Consider the following 24,732-nt stretch of genomic DNA (forward strand, 5'->3'; position numbering starts at 1 on the left):
AACAAGTATCTGAAATATCGGTATATCATTCTTCTGTCATTACTACACGGAATCCTACATTGTAAACTTTCTGATATTCACGGTATGGCAGACGGAAAGACGAGGTCGAGCGGTAAGGACGATCGTACCAGGAACCGCCACGAACAACCCGTTTACCGTTTTCTGAAACGGTTTCGTTTCGCCCGTCCTTTTCATTGTAAGGATAGGGCTGGTAGGAAGATAAGGTCCATTCCCATACATTTCCGTGCATGTCGAACAGGTCCCAGGGGTTGCGGACGTAACGCCCTACCGGTTCGGAAATAAATCCTCCGTCATTATAAGTCGTATCGCGTGGAATCCAGTCGTCGTATTTATTCGGATTCTCAATGACCATAGCACTTTCATAGAATTTGTAGGCGGTACAGGCGGCAAATTCTTTCAGTTTGATATCTCCGAGGTTGGCATAACGGGAGAAATCGGCCGACATGTCACCATACCAGAAAGGCGTGTCGCTTCCCGCCCGGCAAGCCCATTCCCATTGCGCTTCCGTAGGAAGGGAGAACTTCATACCGGTCTTTTCGGATAACCACTTGCAATAGTCCATTGCTTCCTGCCAGGAGAGGCGTACGGCAGGCTGATCCGGATGATTCATCGAATAACCTTTCCGTCCGAACTGGTAACCGTGGCGATGTTCGTCGCGGCTGTCGTGTGCCGGGTTATAAGCTCTGAACTGTGCGTTCGTTATCTCGAAACGTCCCATCCAGAAAGGTTTGTCTATCTGTACGATCGTTTGCGGCAGTTCGTCCGGGTTCCGGTTGCTTCCCATAATAAAAGAACCGGCCGGTATTTTTACCAGTTCCAAAGTAATGCCGTTACCCAGCGGAATGCTTTTCTGGAAATTCCCTAGATTTAGTTGTTTCTGATGGGTTGCTCCCCACTGTGCATATGTTTTTTCTGTCGGGTTGTAGATCGGCCATTTCTCTAGTAAGGTATCGCCTATAGCTTTCTGTTCCTTCTCAAACCGGACCGGTTCGATATTCTGTGGAATCTCCGGCAGCCATTCAGCGGTCGACTCCGGTGCACCGAACATTTCGCGGTATAGTTCGCGCAATTCATTGCTCTTTTCTGTATCTTCAAATTTCGGAATGTCAGAACGGCGTCCGTGGAAAGGTGCGTTGAAGTCTATCCAGCAGGCCAGCTTCTCCATAGACTCTTTGTCCAGCTTGACACCGTAATGGCCTTTCTGGAGAATCTGCATCAGTTCGGTCTGATCGGCATGTACGTCCATCGGAACCAGCATGTGCATATCGCTCTCGATACCCGGCCGACGCACGTAACGATGCAGGTTGGCATACGAAAGTGTAAAATGTCCGCCGTTCTTCCAGGCTCTTCCCGATATGTCCGAAGTCCAGTCATCGATCCATTTATCTCCTTTTAGGTATGGTTTTCCGGGTTTGTCCTGATTGTGACAGGAGATGCAATATTTATCCAAAACAGGCTGTACTTCGTGACGGTAGCTGAATCCTCTCTCTTTCCCGTACCATTCTTTGATGGCCTGCGGTTTTTGCAGGGATGCTTTCGTCCGTTTCGGAATGGCTATTGTCGATTTTTCCTCATGGCAACCGATGCAAGAGACTGTTTCGCCCGGCATTCCGGTGAACCAGCTTCTCATGACCTGTAATGCTTTTCCCTCTGCATCCAGCGGTTGTACGAATACGGCCGTATTGGCGGGGATGGTAAACATGGCCGAGCCGTCTTCTTCGACATCCACTTCACCCAGGATCCGTTTGATGTCCCACGGTCCGTCCATACCGATGGTGCCCAGCAATCCGCCTTGACCCCACGGGCTGAAGTTGAAAGAACCGATGCGTAGTTTCTTTACTGTACCACGCGGAATACCTTTTAGTCCTTCACCTTCATAAATGTCTTGCAGGAAAACTGTGGAAGTTGAAGATGCCAGATTGATACGGTCGGGGATTACATTTGGTGATTTACGATTATCCATCAATACTGGTTCGAGGTAGGCTACATCTTCCTCTTCGGCAATTAGAGTACGGTTATCGAACGTGTCGACCAGGTAAAGCCCCCACAGGCTTTCCGGATTTTCCTTCATGGAAACCAGATAGTATGTATCGTTCAATGGATACGGTTGCAGGAACTGCGGCCATATACCGTCGGGTAGGCGGTCGCGAACGACTGCTTCCACTTTTCTACCGGCATACGGGATTTCGGCAACGACTCCGTCCGCTTCGTGACGCCCTTTATTGGTATCGATAATCAGCATGCGCCCGCTACGTGAAACGCTGTGATGACCGGAGGCAATGCCGACCACGGCCGACGGTCGTCCTGGTATGGGGCGGGCATTGAAGAATGAAGTCGGGAAGTAGGAGTTGGAACCATAGAAAGCCGATTGCGTGGTACCGTCCGGATTCATGGTAAACAACAGGCGTGAATTGGAATGGGGCAGATCTGCATACTCCCAACGCTGGTAGAGCACGGTGCCGTTGTCCATCATGACCGGTCCCCAATTGCTGTCCTGGTCGTATGTCAACTGGCGGGTTTGTTTTGTTTTCGGATCATACAGGAATAATCCGCACATTTTATTTCCTCCATCCGTACAAGGCAATCCCAGGAAGGTTCCTGTCGAACAGAAAATATAACGTCCGTCCGGTGTATAGCAACCGTCGAAACTGTCGAAATCTTTATATGTATCCGGGGTTAGTTGATGGGTTTTTCCTGTTGTGATGTCGAGTTCGAACAAATGCCAGCGGTCGGAGGAGCCGATAGAGGAATACATCAGTTTCTTTCCGTCGAAATAAGGTTCCGGATCGGTAACGATCATTCCCGCTTCCGGTTTGTATAAGGTCGATTGTTTGATTTTGCCGGGATTGATGGTAAGCGAGACAAACTCGTTGGTCCAACCTGTTTTAGGATTCCATATCTCGGAGTTATTCTGGAAATTGGAGGGGGCGATACCCAGTTCGCCACTCATGGCTTTGCGTGCCTTCTCGCCGAGTGTCCTGCGGATTGCGATCACTTGCTTATCTGCCAGAAGAGGGTTTGCCAATAGGGCTGCGTCCAGTTGTTTCAATAACTTCTGAGCTTGTTTTTCAGCCTTCGGGTCTTTGGCCTTCAAACCGTTGATCAGTGTTTTTTTGTCTGTCTTCAGTTCTTCGAGTGCTTTTTCCCAGCTTTTATCCGGACGATAGCTGTCGGGATATTTCTTCTTCAGATTATCTATTGCTGATTTGTATTTTTCCGGTGAATAATAAGTAAGCCGGTCGATCAGGCCTTGCCAGGAATCCTGTGCTGAAAGCAGCAACGGACTACATAGTCCGGAAAAGATGATCAGTGCTGTAATGATCCGTTTCATAGTGTGTTAGAATTATGTTATATAAGATGAAGTTTAGTAGTTACAAAAATAAAGCTTCTCTTTTTCCAAACATTGACAAAATAAGACGAATACTTTGCATAATCCGATATTGTGATTTGAATTTAATTCCTATATTTACGACGGTTAACTAATAAACATCTGATATGCTTGTTTCTTATTCTCCGTACGACTTGTCACTGCCTTTGCTTTATGCCGATCATTCCCGGGTGGAAACCTGGTGGAATTATCAGGATGTTATCAGTCCGTTTTATAGGCTTTACCTGATTACCAAAGGAAAAGGGAAGGTTTATATCAACCAGAAAGGATATGAATTGCTGCCCGGCCAACTGTTCCTGATACCTAAATTTGCATTCCATAGTTATGAGTGTGACGATTTCATGGAACATTATTATATCTGTTTTTTCGATGAAACGACTGGAGGAAAAGGTATCAGTAATCCTATGAAAATGAATTTGCAGGTGGAGGCCACTGCGATGGATTATTCCCTGATGGAACGTTTTCTGGCTCTTAATCCGTATAAATCGTTACCGGCGGTGGACCCGAAACAGTATGATAACAACCGGAATATTTATGCTAAAGAAGATGGTGTTTCTATTTCGACATTCTCCAACCGTGTGGAGAGCAGCGGCATCCTGTTACAGCTCTTTTCCCGTTTTATAACAGAAGAATGCCTGCTTTTGCCGGAAGGGAACAGTCTGTATGAGAAGCTGGATGTGACAATACAGTATATCAATAAAAATTTGGAGCAACGTATCTCCGTTTCAACCCTAGCCGATCTGATGTGCATTACTTCCGACCATTTCTCCAAAGTGTTCAAACGGATAGTCGGTATGCCCCCTTGTGAATATATCCAGATGAAACGGATCGAGCGGGCGCAGACTTTATTGCTTACTTCCCACATGTCGATTGTAGAAATAGCGGAAAAAGTAGGGATCAGCAATCTGTCCCAGTTCTCCCGTTTGTTCTCGAAGATGATCCGTTGTTCTCCGAGAGAGTACCGCCTGAGACAATTCAATGCACTGAAATCGGATAATCATCTTAGGCATGAAACAAAAGTTTCTCCCTGATGAAACTAATGTTCCGTTAGGGAGAAACTATTTGAAATAAAGTAGGCGATTATGCCTTTGTTACTTCTTCAGCTTTATTACTTCCGGTGTTCCTTTGGTAATATAACGGATAATCACCTCCGGTGCATCTTCGCTGATCTGTTCGCAGGAGAATGCGACGGCCGATGAACCGGCAGGAAGTACCGCATTTCCCTGGGGTTGCACTTCGCTGATCACATTGTAATTCTTGTCGGTAACTACTGCCTTTCCGTCGAAAGTATAAAGCAGATACTGGCGGTCGGAAATCTCGCAAGGGAACTTGATCACTCCTTTAGGAGTTGTGAAAGACGGGTCTTTGATCGTGCCGTCTCCATCCACTTTCAGACGGATAGCATACACACTTTCATAAGGACTTTCCCATGACCAGTCGGCTCCACCCGGTTGTCCCGGTTGCATTTCTGCCAGGTTACAACGATAATGCTTGGAGATATGGAGCGGGTAGAGGTTATAATTCTGTTCGTCTGTTTTCTCCAGATGCCATTCGGTCTGCGGATCTCTCAGGCGGGCCTTCTGTTCTTCGGTGAAGGCTTCTGCTTCGCGCAATTTGTCCCAGTCTTTGATGGCTCCCAGCAACTTGTCGATTTGTCCGTGACGGCGCAATGTGTTGCTGTTGATCGTCATAGCATAACCGGCATCGAAACCGGCTGACTCGGATAATGCCCATTCCAAATCTTCCAAAGAAGAGCATTCGAAGTTGCGGTCTGCCAGGCGTATCAGGAACCATCCCAACATACGCGGGAAAAGATTACGTTTGAAGAATGCCTGGTTCTTGATACGGTTTTCTACCTGGCCTGTACGCATTGCTTCTCCCCAAGGTTCACCCCAGTTCATGCGGGTATGGATATGCCATAAGTTATGGCTGAGGCGGCTGGCATCGTTCAGTACGTTATGGTTCAGCTGATTGTACCAGCGATAGACGAAGCGATTGTTTGCATATTCGTCCTGTCCGGTGTAAGAGCATCCTTCCAGGCCGTCGAAAGAGATCTGGCAAAGTCCTGTTTTATTCATGATCTCCGCCAGTCGGTCGGAGAATTTGTCCTGCAGGACCAGATTCGGAAACAGAGTTTTGTACGGATAATCCCATAGCTTGTAAAGCGGAGTTTTTTGTGAATGGGCTGCGGCTGTCGTACCGTATGCTCCTCTTTTACAGTTTTTCAGCAGGAATGTTTCCCCTTTGTCTTCCATACTTCCGTAAGTGATCAGTTCTTTGTCGATCTGCATGGCATTCAGGCTCATCGGCATAGAGAACAGGTCTGATTTCTTGATTGTCATCTCCGTTTGATCCTTGTCCAGATCGGAGGTGAGTGACAATACGCCTTGTTTCAATAAATGGTCGGAGGGGACGGGAGTTACATAGGCATCGTTGGTAGTCATAAAGTTACTGAGGGTATGTACACCGATGGCAATACCTTCCGCCTTTGCCTTGTCTACCATTTTCTTTACACCCTCGTCACCGCTTTTCGTGAATTTAGGATCCCAGTTGAAATGTCCCCAGTCCAGGAACGGGCCGCTATGGTATACATATTCGAATCCGGCAATCTTAGCCTTATCGAGGATCATATCGAGATTATCTTCCGAGAAATCGGAGATCAGATAAGATTTCATGGCTGCACGGGCTGTTTTACCCCATTCTCCGTCAAATAACGGGTGAGGAAGCCCCTGTTCGATCTCGATTTCACCGATACGGGCCAGTGCATCCGTATTCTTGCTTCCGAAGAACGCTATTTTCGAACCTTTGATCAGGCCGTCTTCTCCTTCTACCGGGAGAACCAGCGATTTTTCGATCTGTTGTACTTTGCGGTATTCCTGTTTGTTCCTTCTGCGAGCGGAGAAATGGAATACTGTACCGTCGGAGATATCGGCAGCTGCCAGTTTATAGTCGGGAATGCTGGCAACGGATAGTTCGGCTGACTTTCCGGTGTAACCGTAAGTCTGTGTGACCAGTTGACCGTATTCTTCCGGGATACCCGCATTTGTCTTGATGTTCAGTGCCTGTATGCCGAATGCAACGCCGTTGCCCTGGGCTACACCGACTACATCGCCGACCACTTCATTGATATTAACGGCTAATGGGCCGAATAGCAATACTTCATATTTTTCCGGGATATTAGCCACTTCCAGCGTGATGCAGACATCGCTTTCCTTATGTTTCAGGGCGATGGTACCGCCATCGGACATCGTTAGTTTTAGTTGGTTTCCGCTGGAAGTCAATTTTGTCGGGGTGACCAGTTCGTTTCCTGTGCAAGCTGTTACGAGCGGATATTTTCCTGTATGGAGGATATCTTTGCCTTCTACCTGGATGGAAGAGAAATAACCTTCGTTATTGATTCCGATTTGAGTAGAACGAGTTTTTAGATTTACATTCTGTGCCCCGGCCTGAAAGACCAGTGCGAATGCGAAAAGCAGAACGATTCTGCCGATTAGAGAGAGTTGTTTCATGTTCATTTGTTTAATATGTTAACCTTTTGATCGTTATCTCGCCGATTGATGATGCCCCTTTATTTTTTACTTTTACATTCAGGGTAGTAGGAAATTCATCCAGTGTTTGTTGTGAACGGGTAATCCTGAAAGTGTGTTTCTTTGGTAAAAGGGCGAGCGAAGATACTTGTTTTTCCCCATACATGAAAAGTACGGGGTCTTTAAATTCCAGATCAGAGGATTTGTTACTCAGATAATCGGTCGCCAGCCGGGAGAAAACGATCTCATATTCGCCGATCTGATTGACGTAAGGAGTGAGGTCGAGACTGATCTCTGTCCATCGGTCAGGGTTGAATGTCTTGGCAGACCAGGTTTCTATGACCTGGGGTTTATCCTGTAGACGATCGTCTTGCAGATCATCGAGTTCGCTGACCACATGAAACGCGGAGAATTTCTTTATGAGTGGTGTTGCTTTCGATTGCATGAAATGAACACGTAGCTTTTTCAGGCGGAGTGAAGGGAAATGATCTATCTTTTTATTTCCGATGGAACTACCTTTGTAAACAGGTATCCATTGATTGTCTTCCGTATATCCTTCCAGCTGATAGGCGAGAACGCGCTGTCCTCCGCTCAGGTCTTCCTGTAGAATACAATGGTTGACGGTTGTCGGCCCGGAAAATTCAAGTTCAAGCATGTCGCCATTGCCTGCCGTTTGTTTCAGCGGGTGGGCGAACCGGTTCTCTATTTCTTTGCCGAAAGCCTGATAGACGGCGGCATGTGTATGGGGGATGACTCCGGTCGTATCGGGTGTGGAATTAAGGAGAAGGACGGAACCCCGTCCGACTGATTTATAATACAGGTTCATCAGTTGCTCCTGTGTCATCAATAGCGTATCGCATCCGGGTGCCCAGAACCATTTGTGTCCTTTGTTCTTGAGTAACGGAACATCGACTTCCACGGGTGCATAGCAATCACCCTCCACATCCGAGTGAAGGGCGGTGGAGACACCGGAAGTAAGGTCCTCTTTCTTTACCGTGTACCAGTTCGGATAAGGGGCATAGCCATCTTCATTCCCCACCCATCGGAGATTTGCCTGTTCCCCTTGGAAGATGACGGAGTTGGAAGCATATTTATCGAGGATATCTTTCACCGGGATGCGGCAGTTACCGTCGAACCAGACTTCGCTGATCGGACCGTATTGGGTGAAGACTTCGATCAGCTGGGTACGGAAGACTTTGTTGTAGGCTTCCTGTTTGGACGGGTCTTGCGTGATTCCTCCACTACCGATACCGGCTCCCCAGCGGTCGTCGCCCGGATAGATATAGACACCCAGGTCGAGACCATACTTTTTACAGGATTCGGAGAGGTCTTTCAGTACATCGCCTTTACCGTTCCGCCAGGGGATTTCCTTGACTCCGTAATCGGACGTCTCTGTTTGCCACCAGCAAAAGCCGCCGCAGTGTTTGGCAACGAAAAGAACCATTCCGGCTCCCCACGACCGGGCCACTTCGCACCATTGGTCGGTATTCAGGTCGGGTACTTTCAGGCGGTCGAGCGGGGTGGTAAAATTATCATATTCCCGTCCTTGCCAGGCTGCCGGACCGTAATGGACGAACATCACACGCTCGTAATTATGCCAACGCAGTTGTGCTTCCGTCGGCAAAGGAATCTTATTCTCCTGTCCTTGTGCTACCGGAGATAGGAAAGACAGGAGAATAAGTAGGGTTAAAGTTATTTGTTTCATGAATATTCGCTTTAATGTTGATCACTGAAATCTTTATTTTTGATATAAAGCCTTCACCAATGCCGGGTCGAGCGAAGTAGACGGATTGAAACGGCCGGATGCCATATATTGCAGGATACTCTGTCGGAGCTGGCGTGCTGCCGGGCGTTTATCCAGGTCTTTTTGAAGGTCCGCACTGCATACCATCAGTTTGCCGTTGCCTACTTTGCCTTCCAGCAGGATTCCCAGTTTCCGGTTCGTGAACCAGTCGTCTACCAGCTGCACTACCGGACGGTAATCTGCCGGAAAGTCATCCAGTACCATTGCATTGCAATTGCTTACGAGGTCCCACCATTGATAATCGCTGTATCCTTCGGTAGGGAAGGCTGCCAGTGCCGGATGTGCCGGGTCGCAGAGGATTCCCAATGTGTGGGGAGGTTGCTTGTTTGTCCAGGCTGTATTCCAGAAGATGGAAGAGAAACCGACACGGATATCTCCGCCTTTTTCCGGCAGGATGCTTCCGGGAGCTAACAGGAGCAGCACATTTTCGCCTTTGTCGAGGCGTGCCATCGTCTGGTTGTCGAGTGTAGAGGTTATATAGGGCAGTTGTTTTACGGCTTCCTGTTTGGCGGGATATACCCAGATATTCCATTGGTTCTTACTGTTTGTCTCTTTCACTTCCACGCTGACAATCAGTTGCGACGGTTCACCGATATCGGAAAGGGCGTATTCGATTTTACCGGCCGGGATACAGTTGGTTACCGGAAGGTCTTTCGTGAAACTGCCTTGTGCCAGTTTTGTACCGGCTCGGTCACTGATCTGCCAGTTGATATGGGCGGCCTGTAAAGGCTTTTCTCCGAAATGGGCTATTTCGACCGGGACATTCAATGTCTCATTGTTCAGCCAGACCATTTTCGGAAAGCGGATAAGCGGAACTGTATTATTACAGAATGTGCTGTATTCTTCGCCTGTTACATATCCTTTTTCATCCCAGAACGGATCGAGAACGCCGACAAGCGCCGTTCCCTGTCCCGGAAAATCATGCAGGTCGAGCAGTTGGAAACCGGCAAAGCCCGGAGTACGTAATGCTGCTTCTATATCGGCTTTGTAACAGAGCGTTTGTAACCGGCCGGAAGCATACAGGAATGCGTCGGCAAGGTCGGCCATGTGATGATCTTTCAATGTTTCGCGGAATATCTCGAAGTTTTTAGCTTTCAGGACACCGGTGTATTTATCTATTTCCTTTAAGTTCGGATATACACTCCATTGCCCGATCTCATGGCTGACTGTCGGCATATTTTCCCGGATGATATGGGCGAAATCGTAATCGGTACGGGGTGGTTGTGCATTGATGATGCTGCGCAATCCTTCTCCCCATCCTTGTATACGCGGATCGGGGGCATTCCAGTAGTCTGCATTTTCTACGTAAGGCCATCCTCCGGAACTTGTGTAGGCACGGCGCAGATCTTTCGATTTCCAGTGGTCGATCAGTTCGGAAAGGTATTTTACCTGGTTTGCTCCACCGGGCTCATTCCCGTAGGCCATCAGGCAGAAAGAAGGATGGTTGCCGTATTCTTTCAGGATGCGGTCGCTTTCCTCGCGGAACCACTGGTCGGAGTAACCGCCGTCGCCTACGGTTGCCCAACCTGCACATTCGACTTGCAGATAGAATCCCATGCTGTCGGCAACGGCGAAGGCTGCTTCGGGAGGACACCAGGAGTGGAAACGGACATGGTTCAGACCGTATGCTTTACACTGGTTATATATTTTTGTCCAGTAGGCGCGATCTGTAGCGGGATATCCGGTCAGTGGGAATATACAGCATTCCAGGGTTCCCCGGAGAAATACCGGGTGGCCGTTTACTTCGAAACGTGTACCGTTTGCCTTGAACTCGCGGAGACCGAAAGTACGGTATTGCTCCTCTTGCTTTCCATTGCTCTCAACAACGGCACGCAGTGTGTAGAGGTTCGGACTGTGTTCCGACCAGAGCTGGGCATCTTCTCCCATAGATAGAGTGACTTCCTGCTTCATCCCGACTTCGGGGTTGATGGCGACTTTATGAGGTTTGCCAATCACGCCGTCGTCTTTTTTCTCTACCTGAAGAAGGAGGGTGGCATCGTTCGTTGCAGTCGTGCCGTCCAACGATACGGCTACTTTAATCGTTTTATCGGCGATGTTCGGATAGATCTGTATGTCGTCTATATAAAGGGACGGTTTAGCAGTCAGGCTGATCATTCCGATTACACCGTTCCAGTTCGACTGCGTATGGTCGGAAACGCTATGTGCATTCACACCGACTTCAATATTGACCCGATTGTCTACACGAAGGGTCAGCGTATGTTTTCCGGGTGTCAACTCTTTGAACGTATAGCGATAGGGAGTAGACAATGATTCATGTTTTCCCATTTCGACACCGTCCAGGAAAAGTGTCGTTTCCCAATGCGTACGTTCCAGTTCGAGTTGTACCGGATTGCCGGTCCATGAAGCGGGTATATCGATCTCTTTCTGGTACCAGGCAACTCCTACATAATGTCTGTCAGGATTCAACCAGAAGGGTACTTTGATATTTCCCGGCTGGCGGAATTTCTCATATAAAGGGGAGTCGTACCATGACTTGTCGACGATCTGTCCGGTCCAGGGCGTTTCAATCCCGACCTCATCGCCATATCCCTGCTCCTGAAGCGAACCGGGCAGATGGATCGTATCGGTTAATGACCGGGTGTACCATTGTTCTGTCAATCCCCGGTCGTTCCGGTCGAGGGCAAAGCGCCATTCTCCTTGCAGGGATTGTTTATTATCTGCCTGACGGCAGGCTGTCAGAGCTAAAAAGGAAAATAAGATCAACAAGTACTTTTTCATGAGTATTGAATTATAAATGAGATATAGTGTGCATATTCTGCAAATTAACAGGATTCTGTATAAAGATTAAATAGATAAAACCATCTAAAAGATGGACAATGTTACGATAGGGGGCAGACATCGTATCACCCTAAACACGATGTCTGCTCTTTAAAATTATCCCTATTATAGATTTTCAGCTCCCTGATTCGGAGAGGTTGGCCATCCCGGGTTCTGATAGATCGGAGAGGTGCCCACATCGCTACCGTCTGCAGAGGTATTCAGGAAATTCTGTATGGCGATCGGTGAAAGGTAATGAGCCATCGCCCATTTGAAACCTCCCTGTTGCATAATCAGTGAATTACCTGCCACTTCCTGCGGACGCAGATACTGGCTCAGTTCCGGTGCGGAGACATTCGATCTGGAATCGTTTGCACCATAGATCAGGATACTATTTCCTTCACTGTCTTTATACCAGTCTTTCATCGGTCCCCAAAGTTTGAAACCTTCTATATGATACGGGCTGGCAATCAGTTGATCCATCGCACGCCAGCGTTTCAGGTCCATATGGCGGAAACCTTCGGCCATCAGTTCGCAGTTGCGTTCGCGACGGATATTGTAAAGCGTCGGACTGATCAATTGACCGGCAGAGTAGGCTCCCCAGTTATATTTACCCTCTTCACTCATATGGGTAGCTGCGATACTTTTGTTGTAATCCGTATCGAGCTGGGCACGGGTACGGATGGCACGCCAGTAGGAAGTGGCAGTTCCGTCGATCGCACCGGTTCTTTCGTAAGAGGCTTCGATATAGTTCAGGTAAGCCTCGGCTGCGCGGAAGGTGATGCTTCCGGTATACGAACCGAAGTTCGCACAATGCTTGGCATCGAAGTTGCCGCCTTTGCGGATGGCATACCCTGTGGAATAATACACGTCGGCATTACCGATAGTGATGTCGGGAACCGGTTCAACCGGGGTGGCATGCGTTCCGTCGGAAGAAGGATAGAGCACATTGGTCTGTCCCGGTTCTTTGAGGAAGAGCCATAGGCGGCCGTCGCGTTCTTTACGTACATCGGAGACATAATCGTCGCCGGCGTAACCCGAACCGGCAGCATAGATCGGTAATCCGTTAGCCATCAGGAAGGTATTGACCATACCGCGTGTGATACCCTGGCCTGCATTCCCTTTTTGTGCGAATTGAACGACACCATGTGTCAATGTTAATCCTTTGTCATACTGGCGCCACATGAGAATCTCGTCATAACCAGCCATATTTTCATCAGCGTACATATTATAGTATGGGTTCGAGGTATCTTCCGTGCTTTGTTGTAAAATACCATTGTTTTCTGTCAATGAAACGGCATTGGCTACGACTTTTGCCGCATCCATAGCCTGGCCGAGGAAATAGTCGATCTCATTGTCTATACTTCCTGAAGGATATTGGAAGTTAGCATTATAATCTTTGCTTTTTCCGGGCCATCCGCTACCGTCGGGCACGAATGGGGTATTGCGGAAATACTTCAGCCAGGTACCCTCGAACAATGCAACTCTCGATTTGAACAGATAGGCGCAGTTACGGGAGAGGCGGTTCTTTTTACCGTCGGGCGAAGCGTCTTTCAGCATAACGATCGCCGAATCGAGGTCAGCCAGGATGAAACGTGCTACCTCGTTGCGCGGTGCCCGTTTACTGGCTTCGGTCAATGCTTCCTGTTCGTCGATGACCGGACGATAAAGGATCGGGAAATCGCCGAAAGCTTGTAGCTTATTGAAATATTCATAGGCACGGAGGAAATAGACTTCACCGATATAATGTTTCACATTCTCTTCGTTTCCGCTGATCTCTCCGGCTTTCCATTTATCTACAACTCTGCTGAGGAAATAATTGCATTTGTATATCTTGGTGAACTCCCAGTCGCCACCGGTCTGTGCTGTTTTCAACTCGCCGGGAACATAGTCTTTATAATCACCTTTGGCGATCATATTGTCTGTTCCGACATCCCATCCGAATGTACCATACCAGTTGATGTCTGTATTGTGTGAAGGCAGGATATCCGGATACACGTTATTTATATAGGAAGCTAGCTGGCTTTCTTCCGTCAGGTAATATTCGGGTGTGATCTGTGAGAGCGGCTCTCTGTCCAGATAATCGTTACACGAGAATAAGAGTCCGGCCAGGATAATGCCTGCTGTCTGTTTGCATATATTATTTATACGGTTCATAATGATTCTGTTTTATAAGGTTACACTTAAGCCAAACGATAAAGTCTTGGACAAAGGATATCCGCTACCACCGTAACCGGCATCGATCGTTTCCGGGTCGAGGGTTTTGAATAAACCGGTTCCTGTCCAGAGGTTTTCGCCGGAGACGAATACTCTCAGTTTGGATACATAGAATTTGTTGGTGAGAGACGAAGGCAATGTATAGCCTAACTGTACGTTCTTCAGACGGATATAAGCTGCGTTTTGCAGGTAACGGGTCTGTATGTTATGGTTCATGTTCGTACGGAAACTGGGGCGCGGGAAATAAGCATCCAGATTCACACCGGCTTCACCAGCCTGTACCATAACTGAATTCTCGTCACGGAAATAATCCAGATGAGGTGCATAGCAGGTCGACCACCAGATGCCGCCGTGACTTCCCCAGAACGTAGAACTGTTCTGGTAGTAATCGCGTTTCATCACACCCTGGAAGAAGGCGCGGAAGTCGATACCTTTCCAATCGGCTGTCAGGTCGATACCGAAATGGTAGCGCGGTGTCGAGTTTCCGATGATGGAAAGGTCGCCGTGGTCGCTGATCGTGTTGGCACCGGCATCTACTTTGCCGTCGCCATTCGTATCGGCGTACATGATATCACCGGCGGCCCAGAGCGAACCCAGCGCACTTTGTCCACCGTTAGGCAGGCTGGAAAGATGCTGGTCCATTTCAGCTTGTGTCTTGGCAATGCCGACTGTGGTATAGCCCCATATTTCTCCGACTTTCATTCCTTTCCGGTACGTATCGCTTGCGATGACACCGGTTTTGTTCGGATAGCGGGTGATCTCAGTCTGTGAGTCGGACAGCATTAGCCGTACACCGTAACCCAGTCCATTTTGCAGGCGGTCATTCCAGCCGACAGAGAGTTCCCAACCGTAGGTTTTCAAGTCGGTATTATTGGTGCGCGGTACGTTTGTTCCTAACGTGATCGGTAGTTCCGGAGCCGGGCCGATCATATCGAGTGTGTTTCTGACGAAGTAGTCGAACGATCCGGTCAGCCGGTTGTTCAATGCACCGAAGTCGAGACCTATATTCCATGTTTTTACCCTTTCCCACGTCAGGGAGGAGGCGATCAGTTCCGGTGTGATAGCGATATTAGGTCTCATTCCGTTGATTAGCCACGTTCCGTTCGAGGCCTGGAATTGCATCTGTGCATATGTCGGGTACAGGCTTGTCGTATTCTGGTTTCCTAATTCTCCGTAAGAACCTCTGAGTTTGAATGTGCCTACGTGATCGGCGATCGGTTCCCAGAAATTTTCACGTGCCAGGTTCCACCCCAGTGAGAAAGAGGGGAACAGGTTCCATCGTTCCGATGAACGGAAGCGTGATGTCCCGTCATAACGCAGGTTGACTTCTGCCAGGTATTTACCCTCGTAATCATAGTTGATACGTCCGAAGAAACCGGCAGTAGCCCAATGATCGGAAGAGCCTTTTACAGTCGGTGTGATCGGGTTGCCATTGATATCGACGCCGGAAGTAATATCAGTTTCCGGCAATCCCGGCACGATGATACCGTTGCGTTGCAGATAGGTATACTTTTTCTTCGATAACTCAGACTGGAAACCGAACATGCCTTTGAAGTTATGACCTGATTCCAGTTGCTTGCTGTATTCCGTATAGGCATTGAAGTTTAAATAATTTTCTTTCGACATGTCTTCGGATACATAGCTGGTTGAATTATAAACATACGGGTCGCCGGCAACATTGTGGTTATAGGTGATCTGGCGGTCTGTATGCTGTGTCGAGTTGTAGATACGGTAGTTTACGTCGACGAATGTTTTCCAGTCTTTGATCGGTTCCAGTACTAACTGTGCCTGCTGATACAGATAGTCGGCCTGTTTCTTGATCCTGCCGCCCTCCACCAGGTCGAGTGCCGGAGTAGGAGCACTGTAAAGATAACCGTTCGGGTCGTAAGCCGGCATAAATGGCCAGGCCTGGCGGGTTAAACCTTCGTAAACACCGTCCAGTGTCGTCGGTTTGGATATATCTTCGCGGATAAAACGGCTGCTGTAATTCAGTTGCGCCCAGTCCGTCATTTTGACGTTGATCTTTCCGGTAGCGGTATAGCGGCCGAAATTATCATCGGAAATCTTTAGCAAACCGTTCTGATCGAGGTAGTTCAAAGACAGATAATAAGTCACTTTGTCATTCCCTCCGTTCAGGCTGAAATTGTGTTCCTGTGAAAAAGCCCAATGCCCGAAAATCGTGTTATACCAATCCTGGTTGGCGCTACCCGAACTGTAAGGGTCCATCCAGTAACCCGGATTGCTGGGGTTTTCGATCATGGTCGGAGTGGATGGGTGTCCATCGCGGTTGTCTTTGATCCGTTGTAACCATGTTGCATCAAAATAAGGTGTTTGTCCGGCATTCGCTCTCGCTTCGTTGAAGTATAAAGCGAATTTATAGGAGTCTACCTGGTCCTGTAACAGAACGGGATCATTCCAGCGGAAACTGTTGTTATAGTTGATGACGGGTTTGCCGCTGACACCGGTTTTCGTGGTGATCAGTATCACACCGAAAGGTGCACGCGAACCATAGATGGAGGAAGCTGCCGCATCTTTCAATACAGAGATATTTTCTATATCCTGCGGGTTCAGTGCATTGATATCTCCTTCCATCCCGTCGATCAGGATCAGCGGGCTGCCGCTTGAACCTTGTCCGATCGTGGCGATACCACGGATGTTTATATCGGCTGTCTGGCTCAGGTCGCCGGAACGTTGTGTGATCTGCAAACCCGGGACTAAACCCTGTAAGGCTTGTGTAGCGGTGGTTACCGGACGTGCTTCCAGGTCTTTTGCATTAGCGATCCCGACAGAACCTGTCAGGTTTACTTTCTTCTGTGTACCGAAACCTACTACCACGACTTCATCCAGGCTTTGTGTATCTTCTGAAAGTGTGATGGTAAGTGCTTTACCGGCTTCGGCTCTGATTTCCCGGGATAGATATCCGATATATGATATCAACAGGAGGGAGTTCTCGGGAACATCCAGGCTGAAGTGCCCGTCCATATCCGTAATAGTGCCGATCGTAGTTCCTTTGACGGAAACGTTGGCACCGATAACGGGAATGCCGGCTTCATCTCTGACTGTTCCCTGTATCCGTTTACTTTGCTGGGTGGTAAACGGAGTTCCTTTTTTAGACAAAATGATCTGACGGTCTACAATGCTGTATTGTACATCCGTGTTTTTGAATAGTTGGTTCAGTACTTTGCCTATCTCCTGATTTTTAACCTGTATGTTTACCGGTTTACTGATATCGAGCGTATTGTCGGTAAACAGGAAGGTAAACTCGGTCTCCTTTTCGATTTGTTCCAATACCTGTTCGACCGTCGCATTTGAAAAAGCGAGCGATAACGACACAGATTGTGAATAGGATTCTTCTGCTCTTATCTGCAGGATCGTGATTAACAATAAAAATATACCTATTCTCATTTTTCGACAAGTTTTAAAGAAATATAGGGATCCTATATCCCCGAATAATTTCTGGATTTTCATAACTTTATTGCTGATTTAGTGATTAATTATGTCTTTGGATCTTGTGCCAAAGATGTGATTTTCGCGAACAAGAGTGAGTTGCACCTCGCTCTTGTTTTTCTTATGACTGTATTTTCAATCTCTCTCCATAGGCTTTAATCATTTAAGTTTAACAATTCATTCTGTTTTATTTTAACCAAACGTCGATTCGCTGTTTAGCAAATGTGGTATCGCTGTTTTGTTTCATCGCATTCACTTTCCACCTGATCGGTGTGGCTTGTTCCAGATAACTGAATATCTGATAGATCGTTTCGTCGGTAAATGTGGCCCAGCAATTATATTCCTTATCCTTTTTCTGATTGTGGAGCACTATTTCTACATTGAAGCGGTGGTCTAGCACCCGGAATACGTCGTCGAGCGAGGTATTCCTGAAAACAATTTTACCGTCTTTCCAGGCTGTATTCTCATAGATGTTGACTTTCCGGATCTCATATTTATTCGTTCGTTTGTTGTAAGATAATCTCTCTCCCGGTTTCAGTCCGGCAATGAACTTATCGTAAGAGTGAATATCCACCAGTCCTTCTACCAGGATTGCTTCGACTTCTTCACGTTCATCGTATGTGTTTACATTGAATTGTGTACCGTGTGCCATCACTTTCAGACCGGATTTGGTAGTGACGAAGAAAGGGTGTTCTTTATCCGATTGCACTTCGAAATAACCTTCTCCTGTCAATTCCACTTCCCTGGTGTTTCCGGTGAAAACGGTCGGGTAACGTAATGTACTTCCTGCGTTCAGGCAGACTTTCGAGTGATCCGGCAGTTCCAGCCGTGTGACCATACCCGGGGCGGAAAGAACCTCCATGAATTGTACGGAGCTTTCGATCGCCGGTGCTTGCCGTTCAAAGAACAGATATCCGAAAGTCAGTGTGGAGAGTAGGAGAGGTATACTAATAATCGCAGCGACACGCGATAAATAATTTACCAGGCTCCTTCTTCTGTTTCTCTTTTCCAGCTCTCTGTTCACTTCGGCAAATGCCTCTTGCGAATTGAATGAATTATGCTCATTTATCTTCGTTTTCAATTCCAAGGCCTGACGGAGAATGTCTGATTCCTTTTGACAGTCATCCGATTCTTTCAGCCAGGATTCTACCTGCCGGGTTTCTTCCGGGGTGGTTTGTTTCTGTGTATATTTTATTAATAATGTCTCCTTTTCCAGATCAAAAAAATCTTTTTCTTTCATTGTCGATTATGTTGTCTTTGATAAATGAAAAATATGCTCCTTTATATATAGGATAACTGACCGTAAAAAGACCGCCAGTTATTTCGTGATTTTTTTCAGAAAATTTTCAATACATTTGTATCTGTATGAAAATGACTACTCAAATACAGAATCCTGATGAATTGTTATGGAAGATTGCCATTAACGATGATAAAGAAGCTTATCGAACACTTTTCGATCTTTTTTATCCGGCATTATGTCTCTTTGCCAAACGCTATGTCGAAGAGCGGGCTGTTGCCGAAGATCTGGTTCAGGATGTATTTGTAACTTTGTGGGAAAGCAGGAAGAAAATAAGAGTGGAATCGTCTGCCAGAAATTATCTGGTTATCAGTGTCAGAAATCAATGCCTCAATTACCTGAAGCGGGAAGGGTACAAGCAAAATTATATCGATGCTTATCTGGCAAAGAATGCAGATCAGTCCGATTATGATGAATTTTATCTGCTGACCGAACTTCAGAAACTCCTGGATGAAGCACTGGCAAAACTACCGGAGACGTATCGTCTTATTTTTGAAATGAGTCGGTTGGAGAACAATAGCAATACGGAGATTGCCGAAAAACTGAATATACCTTTACGTACGGTGGAACGTTATAAAGCAAAGGCAATTGAAATACTAAAAAAGGATTTGAAAGATTATTTGCCGTTGCTTCTTTATTTTCACCTATTGAGTTGACAAGTGACAGATGACAGTTAATAGTTGAATAGTATGGCTGAAAGCCGAGTGTCTATTAACTAACTGTCCACTGTCATCTGTCCACTATCACCTGTTTACAGCCATTCTTTCATAAAGCCGTCCATCTCTTCAGCATGTTCTTCGAGGCTTTGCAGCAGTTTGAACTGAGCTTTTGTACGGATCAGATTGTGTTTCGGACTGTGTATCTTATAATAGGTATCACCGTTGATATAGTCTGTCAGAAAGCGTACGGTCTGCATATAAGTCAATAGACGGCCGCCATAAGGAAGCAGACTGATTTCCAGCGGAGAAAGGAATGCCTTTGCTGTTTCCATGTAACCACGGGTATATGCTTTGAAGATATTCATGTTCACATTTACGTTGTCCAGATTTTCATCGTCTTCTGCACCGGTGTTTGCTCCTGTACGGATAAAGTCACCGATATCCGACAAAACGAATCCCGGCATAACGGTGTCGAGGTCGATCACACAAAGCACTTTGTCTGTGTCGGCATCGAACATCATGTTGTTCACTTTTGTATCGCAATGGTTTGTGCGTTTCTGAAGTTTTCCTTCGCGATATAAACGTTCCTGGATACACATGGCTTCCGCACGTTTTTCTACTTCTTCGATCAGGTCTTTTACTTCTTCCAGACGTCCTGCGGCATTTGCTTTTACTGCATCATGGAATTGTTGCAGGCGGAATTCCATATTATGGAAATTAGGTATTGTTTCACCCAGCGATCCTTCCGGCAGGTCTGACAGCATGGATTGGAAATCACCGAAAGCTTTTCCTGCTTCATAAGACAGTTCGGGAGTCACTTCTTCATAGCTTTTGCTGTTCGGGATGAACAGGCATACACGCCAGTAGCTATCGCCGTCGAAGTAATAGGGTTTACCATCTTTTGTCGGAAGGAAAGTCAGCACTTTACGATCGATATCGTTTTCGCCTTTTGCTTCCAGTTTCTCACGGATATGTGTCGTTACAGTGTTGATATTGCTCTGTAACATATCTACATTTGTAAAGATCAGATGGTTGATACGTTGTAATACGTATTTGATTTCGCCTTTTTCGTTCGTTACTTTCAGCGTATCGTTAATGTGTCCGTTTCCGAAAGGTTCAGCGGAAACAACTTTTTCTGCCAGTGTGAACTGGTCGAGAATGTTCAGTAATTCTTCTTTTGTTTTTGCCATGGTATTTTATTAATTGACAATTGATAAATGCAGATTGGAAACGACCGGTTACTGTGTCATAATCAATCATGCTTGCAAATGTAAAAATAATCTTTGATAAAATAAAAAAGGCAACGAATCTGTTCGCTGCCTTTTTTATAAATTCATTTGAATTGTCGGTTGACTCAGGTCAACTTCCAATTATTTTTTGTTGCGGTTACCGTAACGGCTCATGAACTTATCAACACGTCCTGCTGTATCCACCAGTTTAGACTTACCAGTGTAGAACGGGTGAGAAGTGTTAGAGATTTCGACCTTTACCAACGGATAAGTAACACCGTCAATTTCGATAGTTTCTTTTGCATTGATAGTTGAACGAGTGATAAATACATCTTCGTTTGACATGTCCTTGAATACTACAGGACGATAGTTTTCAGGATGAATTCCTTTTTTCATTGCTTCTTTATCTAATTTAATTTATACTCTTATTAGTTTGGTAACCGGTAAATTGGCTTGCAAAGGTATGGATTTGCTTCAAACTAACAAAGAATTTCCAACTATTTTTTATTGTGGAACTACTTTTGTGTTATTTTTATATGCTTAAAAGCATAAAGTTTTCAGAGAGTTCTTATCTTTGTGCAGGATTTTCAATCATTAACGTAATAATATATACTACAATGGTAAATTACAAAGATTTAGGTTTGGTAAACACTAGAGATATGTTTGCTAAAGCCATCAAAGGCGGATATGCAATTCCGGCTTTTAACTTCAATAACATGGAACAGATGCAGGCTATCATCAAGGCTGCTGTTGAAACAAAATCTCCGGTTATCCTGCAGGTATCTAAAGGTGCTCGTCAGTATGCTAATGCAACTCTGTTGCGTTACATGGCTCAGGGTGCAGTTGAATATGCAAAAGAATTAGGCTGTGCAAATCCTCAGATTGTTCTTCACCTGGATCATGGTGATACATTTGAAACTTGTAAGAGCTGTATCGACTCAGGTTTCTCTTCTGTAATGATTGACGGTTCTCACCTGCCTTACGAAGAAAACGTAGCTTTGACAAAGAAAGTTGTTGACTATGCTCATCAGTTCGATGTAACAGTTGAAGGTGAACTAGGTGTATTGGCTGGTGTTGAAGACGAAGTATCTTCTGACCATCACACATATACTGACCCTGAAGAAGTGATCGATTTCGCTACTCGCACAGGTTGCGATTCTTTGGCTATCTCAATCGGTACTTCTCACGGTGCTTACAAATTTACTCCGGAACAGTGCCACATCGATCCGAAGACTGGCAAGATGGTTCCTCCTCCATTGGCATTCGAAGTATTGGACGCTGTAATGGAAAAACTTCCGGGATTCCCTATCGTTCTTCACGGTTCTTCTTCTGTTCCTGAAGAAGAAGTTGAAACTATCAACAAATACGGTGGTGCTTTGAAGGCTGCTATCGGTATTCCTGAAGAAGAATTGCGTAAGGCTGCTAAGTCTGCAGTTTGCAAGATCAACATCGACTCAGACTCTCGTCTGGCTATGACTGCTGCAATCCGTAAGACTTTCGCTGAAAAACCGGCTGAATTCGACCCGCGTAAATATCTGGGTCCGGCTCGTGACAACATGGAAAAGCTGTACAAACACAAAATTCTTAACGTTTTGGGTTCTGACAACAAACTTTAATCCAGGTTACAGATTATATATAGAAAGCCACTCTGCATTTGCGGAGTGGCTTTTTTATTTTTTGTCCTATTTTGTTGTGTAAATATAAAATTAAGTATTTTATTATTTGTAAGTTTGCATTTGAATATTAAGGTTTTGCATGACAATTGGCAAGGTATAAATGAAGCAGAAAATTAGTGAGTTCGATAAATGGTATGAACAATACGTTGATGAGTTGTTCTCGTATGGAATGGCATTCGGTATAGAGAAAGAATATGTGCTGGATGTTATACATGATATTTTTTTGCATTTATACGAATCGGCAGATAAAATAGAGATAACGGATAATCCTAAGTTTTATCTGCTTCGCTCTCTGAAAAATAGAATTATATCTTTTAAACAAAAGAGTTCGAACTTGTTAAGCCTTGACGACAATGTGGATTATGATTTCCAGATAAAGGTGGATGCCCTTGCATTAATGGAAGACGAGGAGGAGAGGCTGGCTTATGAAGAACAACTGGAAAGTTTATTCGGTTTATTGACGAATAAACAACGGGAGGTGGTTTATCTGCATTTTATGCAGGAATTGAGTTATCAGGAAATTGCGGAAATACTTCATATAACGCCTAAAAGTGTACGCAAAATTATTTATCGCGCATTGGAACGTATGCAGGATGGAGTGGCTCCGCTATGGCTGGTGTTTATTTTTTTGGTAGAATAGTATAAGGAATAAAAAGAGGGTAACCCGTCACGGGTTACCCTTTCGAATTAAAAACTCACCTGTAGTTTCGGTCTATTTATTGGTCTTTATTCGTCCCAGAATGGTGCTTGAACAAGCGTAGGGTCTTTATCTATTTCTTCCTGATAGATAGGATACCAATAGAATTTACGTTCATAAACACGTTTGATGTATTGTTTGCGAACAAAGAAAGCCTTATCGTTATTTGGATCATCAGATAATTCTGTTCCGCCGAAGTTCATACCATACATCGGCTGGTTTAACACTTCTTCTGCTTTTTTCCATCTGCGCAGGTCAAAATAGCGGATACCGTTTTCACAGCATAATTCTACACGGCGTTCGTGGTAAATAGCCTGTCTGACTTCTTCCTGTCCGTTTAAAGTAATTTTGTTGAAACCATTGCTATCGACTCCGGTTCCGTATTGTGGAACACCGGCACGTTCACGAATCAGGTTCAGATATTTTAAAATATCCGGATTTCCAGGATCTGCCTCATTCAATGCTTCAGCATAGTTCAGGTAAGCTTCACCTAAACGATAAAGGATTCCCGGACGATATGGGTGAATACCGTCACGTTGATTCTGTTCCAACGATACCTTTTTGCGGTTCAGATAACCAGCCTGCGGTGCATCGTGCGTAGGCCCTCCATCTTGTTCATTAGACATCATTTGTACTTCACGGTTAGCTTGGTGATACCATTGTCTGTTCCACATAACAGTCAAATAGAAACGAGGCTCGCGGTTTACATACATATTATATGTACCTGCTGCTGCAACCTGGTTGTAAGTGTTACCGTCTGTACCAAGAGAATCTATTGTTGCTCCCGGGCAGTTACGGTACAGATTGTATTTTGTTTTACGGATATCCGGTTCGTTTGAGAAGCCTCGTTCTGTATAACCGGACTTATCGTTGATAACAGGAGAAGCGTAGCTACCTTTATAGCCGGTGATGGGTAATGATCCGTCCTTCATAGAGAATGCATCAACTAAGTTTTGGTAAACTCCCAAACCACCGTTGCCGGATGCTCCGCGCGGAGTTGCGTGTTTTTCAAATTCACTATAGTTGCTGTCTGCACGTATGAACAATGCTTCCGAATTCTGGTCTCCACGTAAGAACAATACATTATAGCATGACATGAATGGGTCAATACTTCCGTCTGCATTATATGCATATACCAGTCCATGGCCGGCAGCATGAGCTGCATCAATCAATTCTTTACAAGCATCCGCGGCACGTTTCCATTTTGTAGCATCATATGTCTGACTGAAACGGTCTTTACCATCATAATTTTTAAAACCTTTATACCAATCATTGCCATTGACCAGCGGGCTGGCTGCAAACAATAACATGCGGGCACGAACAGCAAGACACATAATTGAAGTTGCGCGTCCGTAAAACTGTGTCGATTCGCTTACCCAAGAAGCCGGCAATTTTTTAGATAAGTCTATTAACTGTCCGTCGATCCAGTCTACCATTTCGTCGAAAGGAACTTGGCCACGCATTAAAGTCGGGTCGTTTACATCCGCCAGTCCGTCGAAGAAGGGAATACTACCGTAGGCTTCGAGCGTCATCCAATAATAGTAGGCGATCAGAAAACGACATTCATTTTTCATTCTTTCAACCTTTTCTTCCGAAACTCCCTGGTCTGGAAGTGCATGCGCATTTTCAATGAATAAATATGCGGAACGGATACGTATCGGGCATGAATTCCAAAGAGCAGCGTCCCAGGACGAATTGGTAAACCATTGTCCGATTACAAAATTCAATGAATTTCCCCACCATTGATACCAGCGTTGAGAAGGGTCGAGATCGTCTCCCATAGAGTCATAACCATAATCCCTCAGCAGACCCCAATAAGGATCGGGAATTTTGTTATAAACACCGGAAAGCCAGTCTTCTGTCCTGGTTTTATCATTAAATACCATTTCTATCGTCAATGTATCGTCCGGTGCATTGTCTAAATAGTCCGAACAACTATTGAGAGATAAACCTAAAAATGATAGGCCTATATATTTGAGTAGTTTCATCTTT

14 protein-coding genes are annotated in these 24,732 nt (G+C 45.8%); 4 read left to right on the plus strand and 10 right to left on the minus strand.

The genetic code is table 11. From position 1 onward, the window contains the following. Positions 1–25: 25 nt before the first annotated feature. Positions 26–3,352: an SUMF1/EgtB/PvdO family nonheme iron enzyme gene (locus DWX23_RS06935; RefSeq protein WP_122373957.1), complete on the minus strand. Its 3,327-nt coding sequence runs from the start codon at positions 3,350–3,352 to the stop codon at positions 26–28. Between the two features lie 164 nt (positions 3,353–3,516). Here DWX23_RS06935 and DWX23_RS06940 point away from each other — a divergent pair, with 164 nt between their 5' ends. Further along, a complete protein-coding gene (locus DWX23_RS06940) occupies positions 3,517–4,440 on the plus strand; it encodes an AraC family transcriptional regulator (protein WP_122373958.1) in 924 nt (307 codons plus the stop codon). A gap of 60 nt (positions 4,441–4,500) precedes the next feature. Here the strand turns inward: DWX23_RS06940 and DWX23_RS06945 are convergent, their stop codons facing one another. The 6 genes from DWX23_RS06945 to DWX23_RS06970 form a co-directional block, all read right to left on the minus strand. After that, complete coding sequence (locus DWX23_RS06945) at positions 4,501–6,918, minus strand: hypothetical protein (protein ID WP_122374163.1); 2,418 nt, start codon at positions 6,916–6,918, stop codon at positions 4,501–4,503. Positions 6,919–6,928: 10 nt separating this feature from the next. Beyond that, positions 6,929–8,641, minus strand: coding sequence for an alpha-L-fucosidase (locus tag DWX23_RS06950; RefSeq protein WP_122373959.1), 1,713 nt, complete (start codon positions 8,639–8,641; stop codon positions 6,929–6,931). A 33-nt stretch (positions 8,642–8,674) separates the two neighbouring features. Next, complete coding sequence (locus tag DWX23_RS06955; RefSeq protein ID WP_122373960.1) at positions 8,675–11,479, minus strand: sugar-binding domain-containing protein; 2,805 nt, start codon at positions 11,477–11,479, stop codon at positions 8,675–8,677. Positions 11,480–11,644: 165 nt separating this feature from the next. Next, positions 11,645–13,675, minus strand: coding sequence for a RagB/SusD family nutrient uptake outer membrane protein (locus DWX23_RS06960; protein WP_122373961.1), 2,031 nt, complete (start codon positions 13,673–13,675; stop codon positions 11,645–11,647). A 12-nt stretch (positions 13,676–13,687) separates the two neighbouring features. Further along, on the minus strand, positions 13,688–17,140 hold the full coding sequence (locus DWX23_RS06965) for a TonB-dependent receptor (RefSeq protein ID WP_122374164.1): 3,453 nt from the start codon (positions 17,138–17,140) through the stop codon (positions 13,688–13,690). A 229-nt stretch (positions 17,141–17,369) separates the two neighbouring features. After that, entirely contained in the window at positions 17,370–18,422 is a 1,053-nt protein-coding gene (locus DWX23_RS06970; protein WP_122373962.1) for a FecR family protein, read from the minus strand. A gap of 125 nt (positions 18,423–18,547) precedes the next feature. Between DWX23_RS06970 and DWX23_RS06975 the strand changes: the two genes are divergently transcribed. Then, positions 18,548–19,135, plus strand: a complete 588-nt coding sequence (locus DWX23_RS06975) for an RNA polymerase sigma-70 factor (protein ID WP_122373963.1) — start codon at positions 18,548–18,550, stop codon at positions 19,133–19,135. Positions 19,136–19,230: 95 nt separating this feature from the next. Here the strand turns inward: DWX23_RS06975 and DWX23_RS06980 are convergent, their stop codons facing one another. After that, positions 19,231–20,328 (minus strand): phosphotransferase enzyme family protein, encoded by a 1,098-nt coding sequence (locus DWX23_RS06980; protein ID WP_122373964.1) that lies wholly within the window; start codon positions 20,326–20,328, stop codon positions 19,231–19,233. Between the two features lie 180 nt (positions 20,329–20,508). After that, positions 20,509–20,763, minus strand: a complete 255-nt coding sequence (locus tag DWX23_RS06985) for a type B 50S ribosomal protein L31 (RefSeq protein ID WP_007659112.1) — start codon at positions 20,761–20,763, stop codon at positions 20,509–20,511. A gap of 221 nt (positions 20,764–20,984) precedes the next feature. Between DWX23_RS06985 and DWX23_RS06990 the strand changes: the two genes are divergently transcribed. Further along, positions 20,985–21,983, plus strand: a complete 999-nt coding sequence (locus tag DWX23_RS06990; protein WP_122353921.1) for a class II fructose-bisphosphate aldolase — start codon at positions 20,985–20,987, stop codon at positions 21,981–21,983. 160 nt (positions 21,984–22,143) lie between these two features. After that, positions 22,144–22,683, plus strand: coding sequence for an RNA polymerase sigma factor (locus tag DWX23_RS06995; protein ID WP_122373965.1), 540 nt, complete (start codon positions 22,144–22,146; stop codon positions 22,681–22,683). An 86-nt stretch (positions 22,684–22,769) separates the two neighbouring features. Here the strand turns inward: DWX23_RS06995 and DWX23_RS07000 are convergent, their stop codons facing one another. After that, positions 22,770–24,728 carry a RagB/SusD family nutrient uptake outer membrane protein gene (locus DWX23_RS07000; protein ID WP_122373966.1) on the minus strand — a complete coding sequence of 653 codons (1,959 nt, stop codon included), beginning with the start codon at positions 24,726–24,728 and terminating at the stop codon, positions 22,770–22,772. Positions 24,729–24,732: the final 4 nt, after the last annotated feature.

The organism is Parabacteroides sp. AF18-52 (assembly GCF_003479145.1).
GTDB lineage: Bacteria > Bacteroidota > Bacteroidia > Bacteroidales > Tannerellaceae > Parabacteroides > Parabacteroides faecis.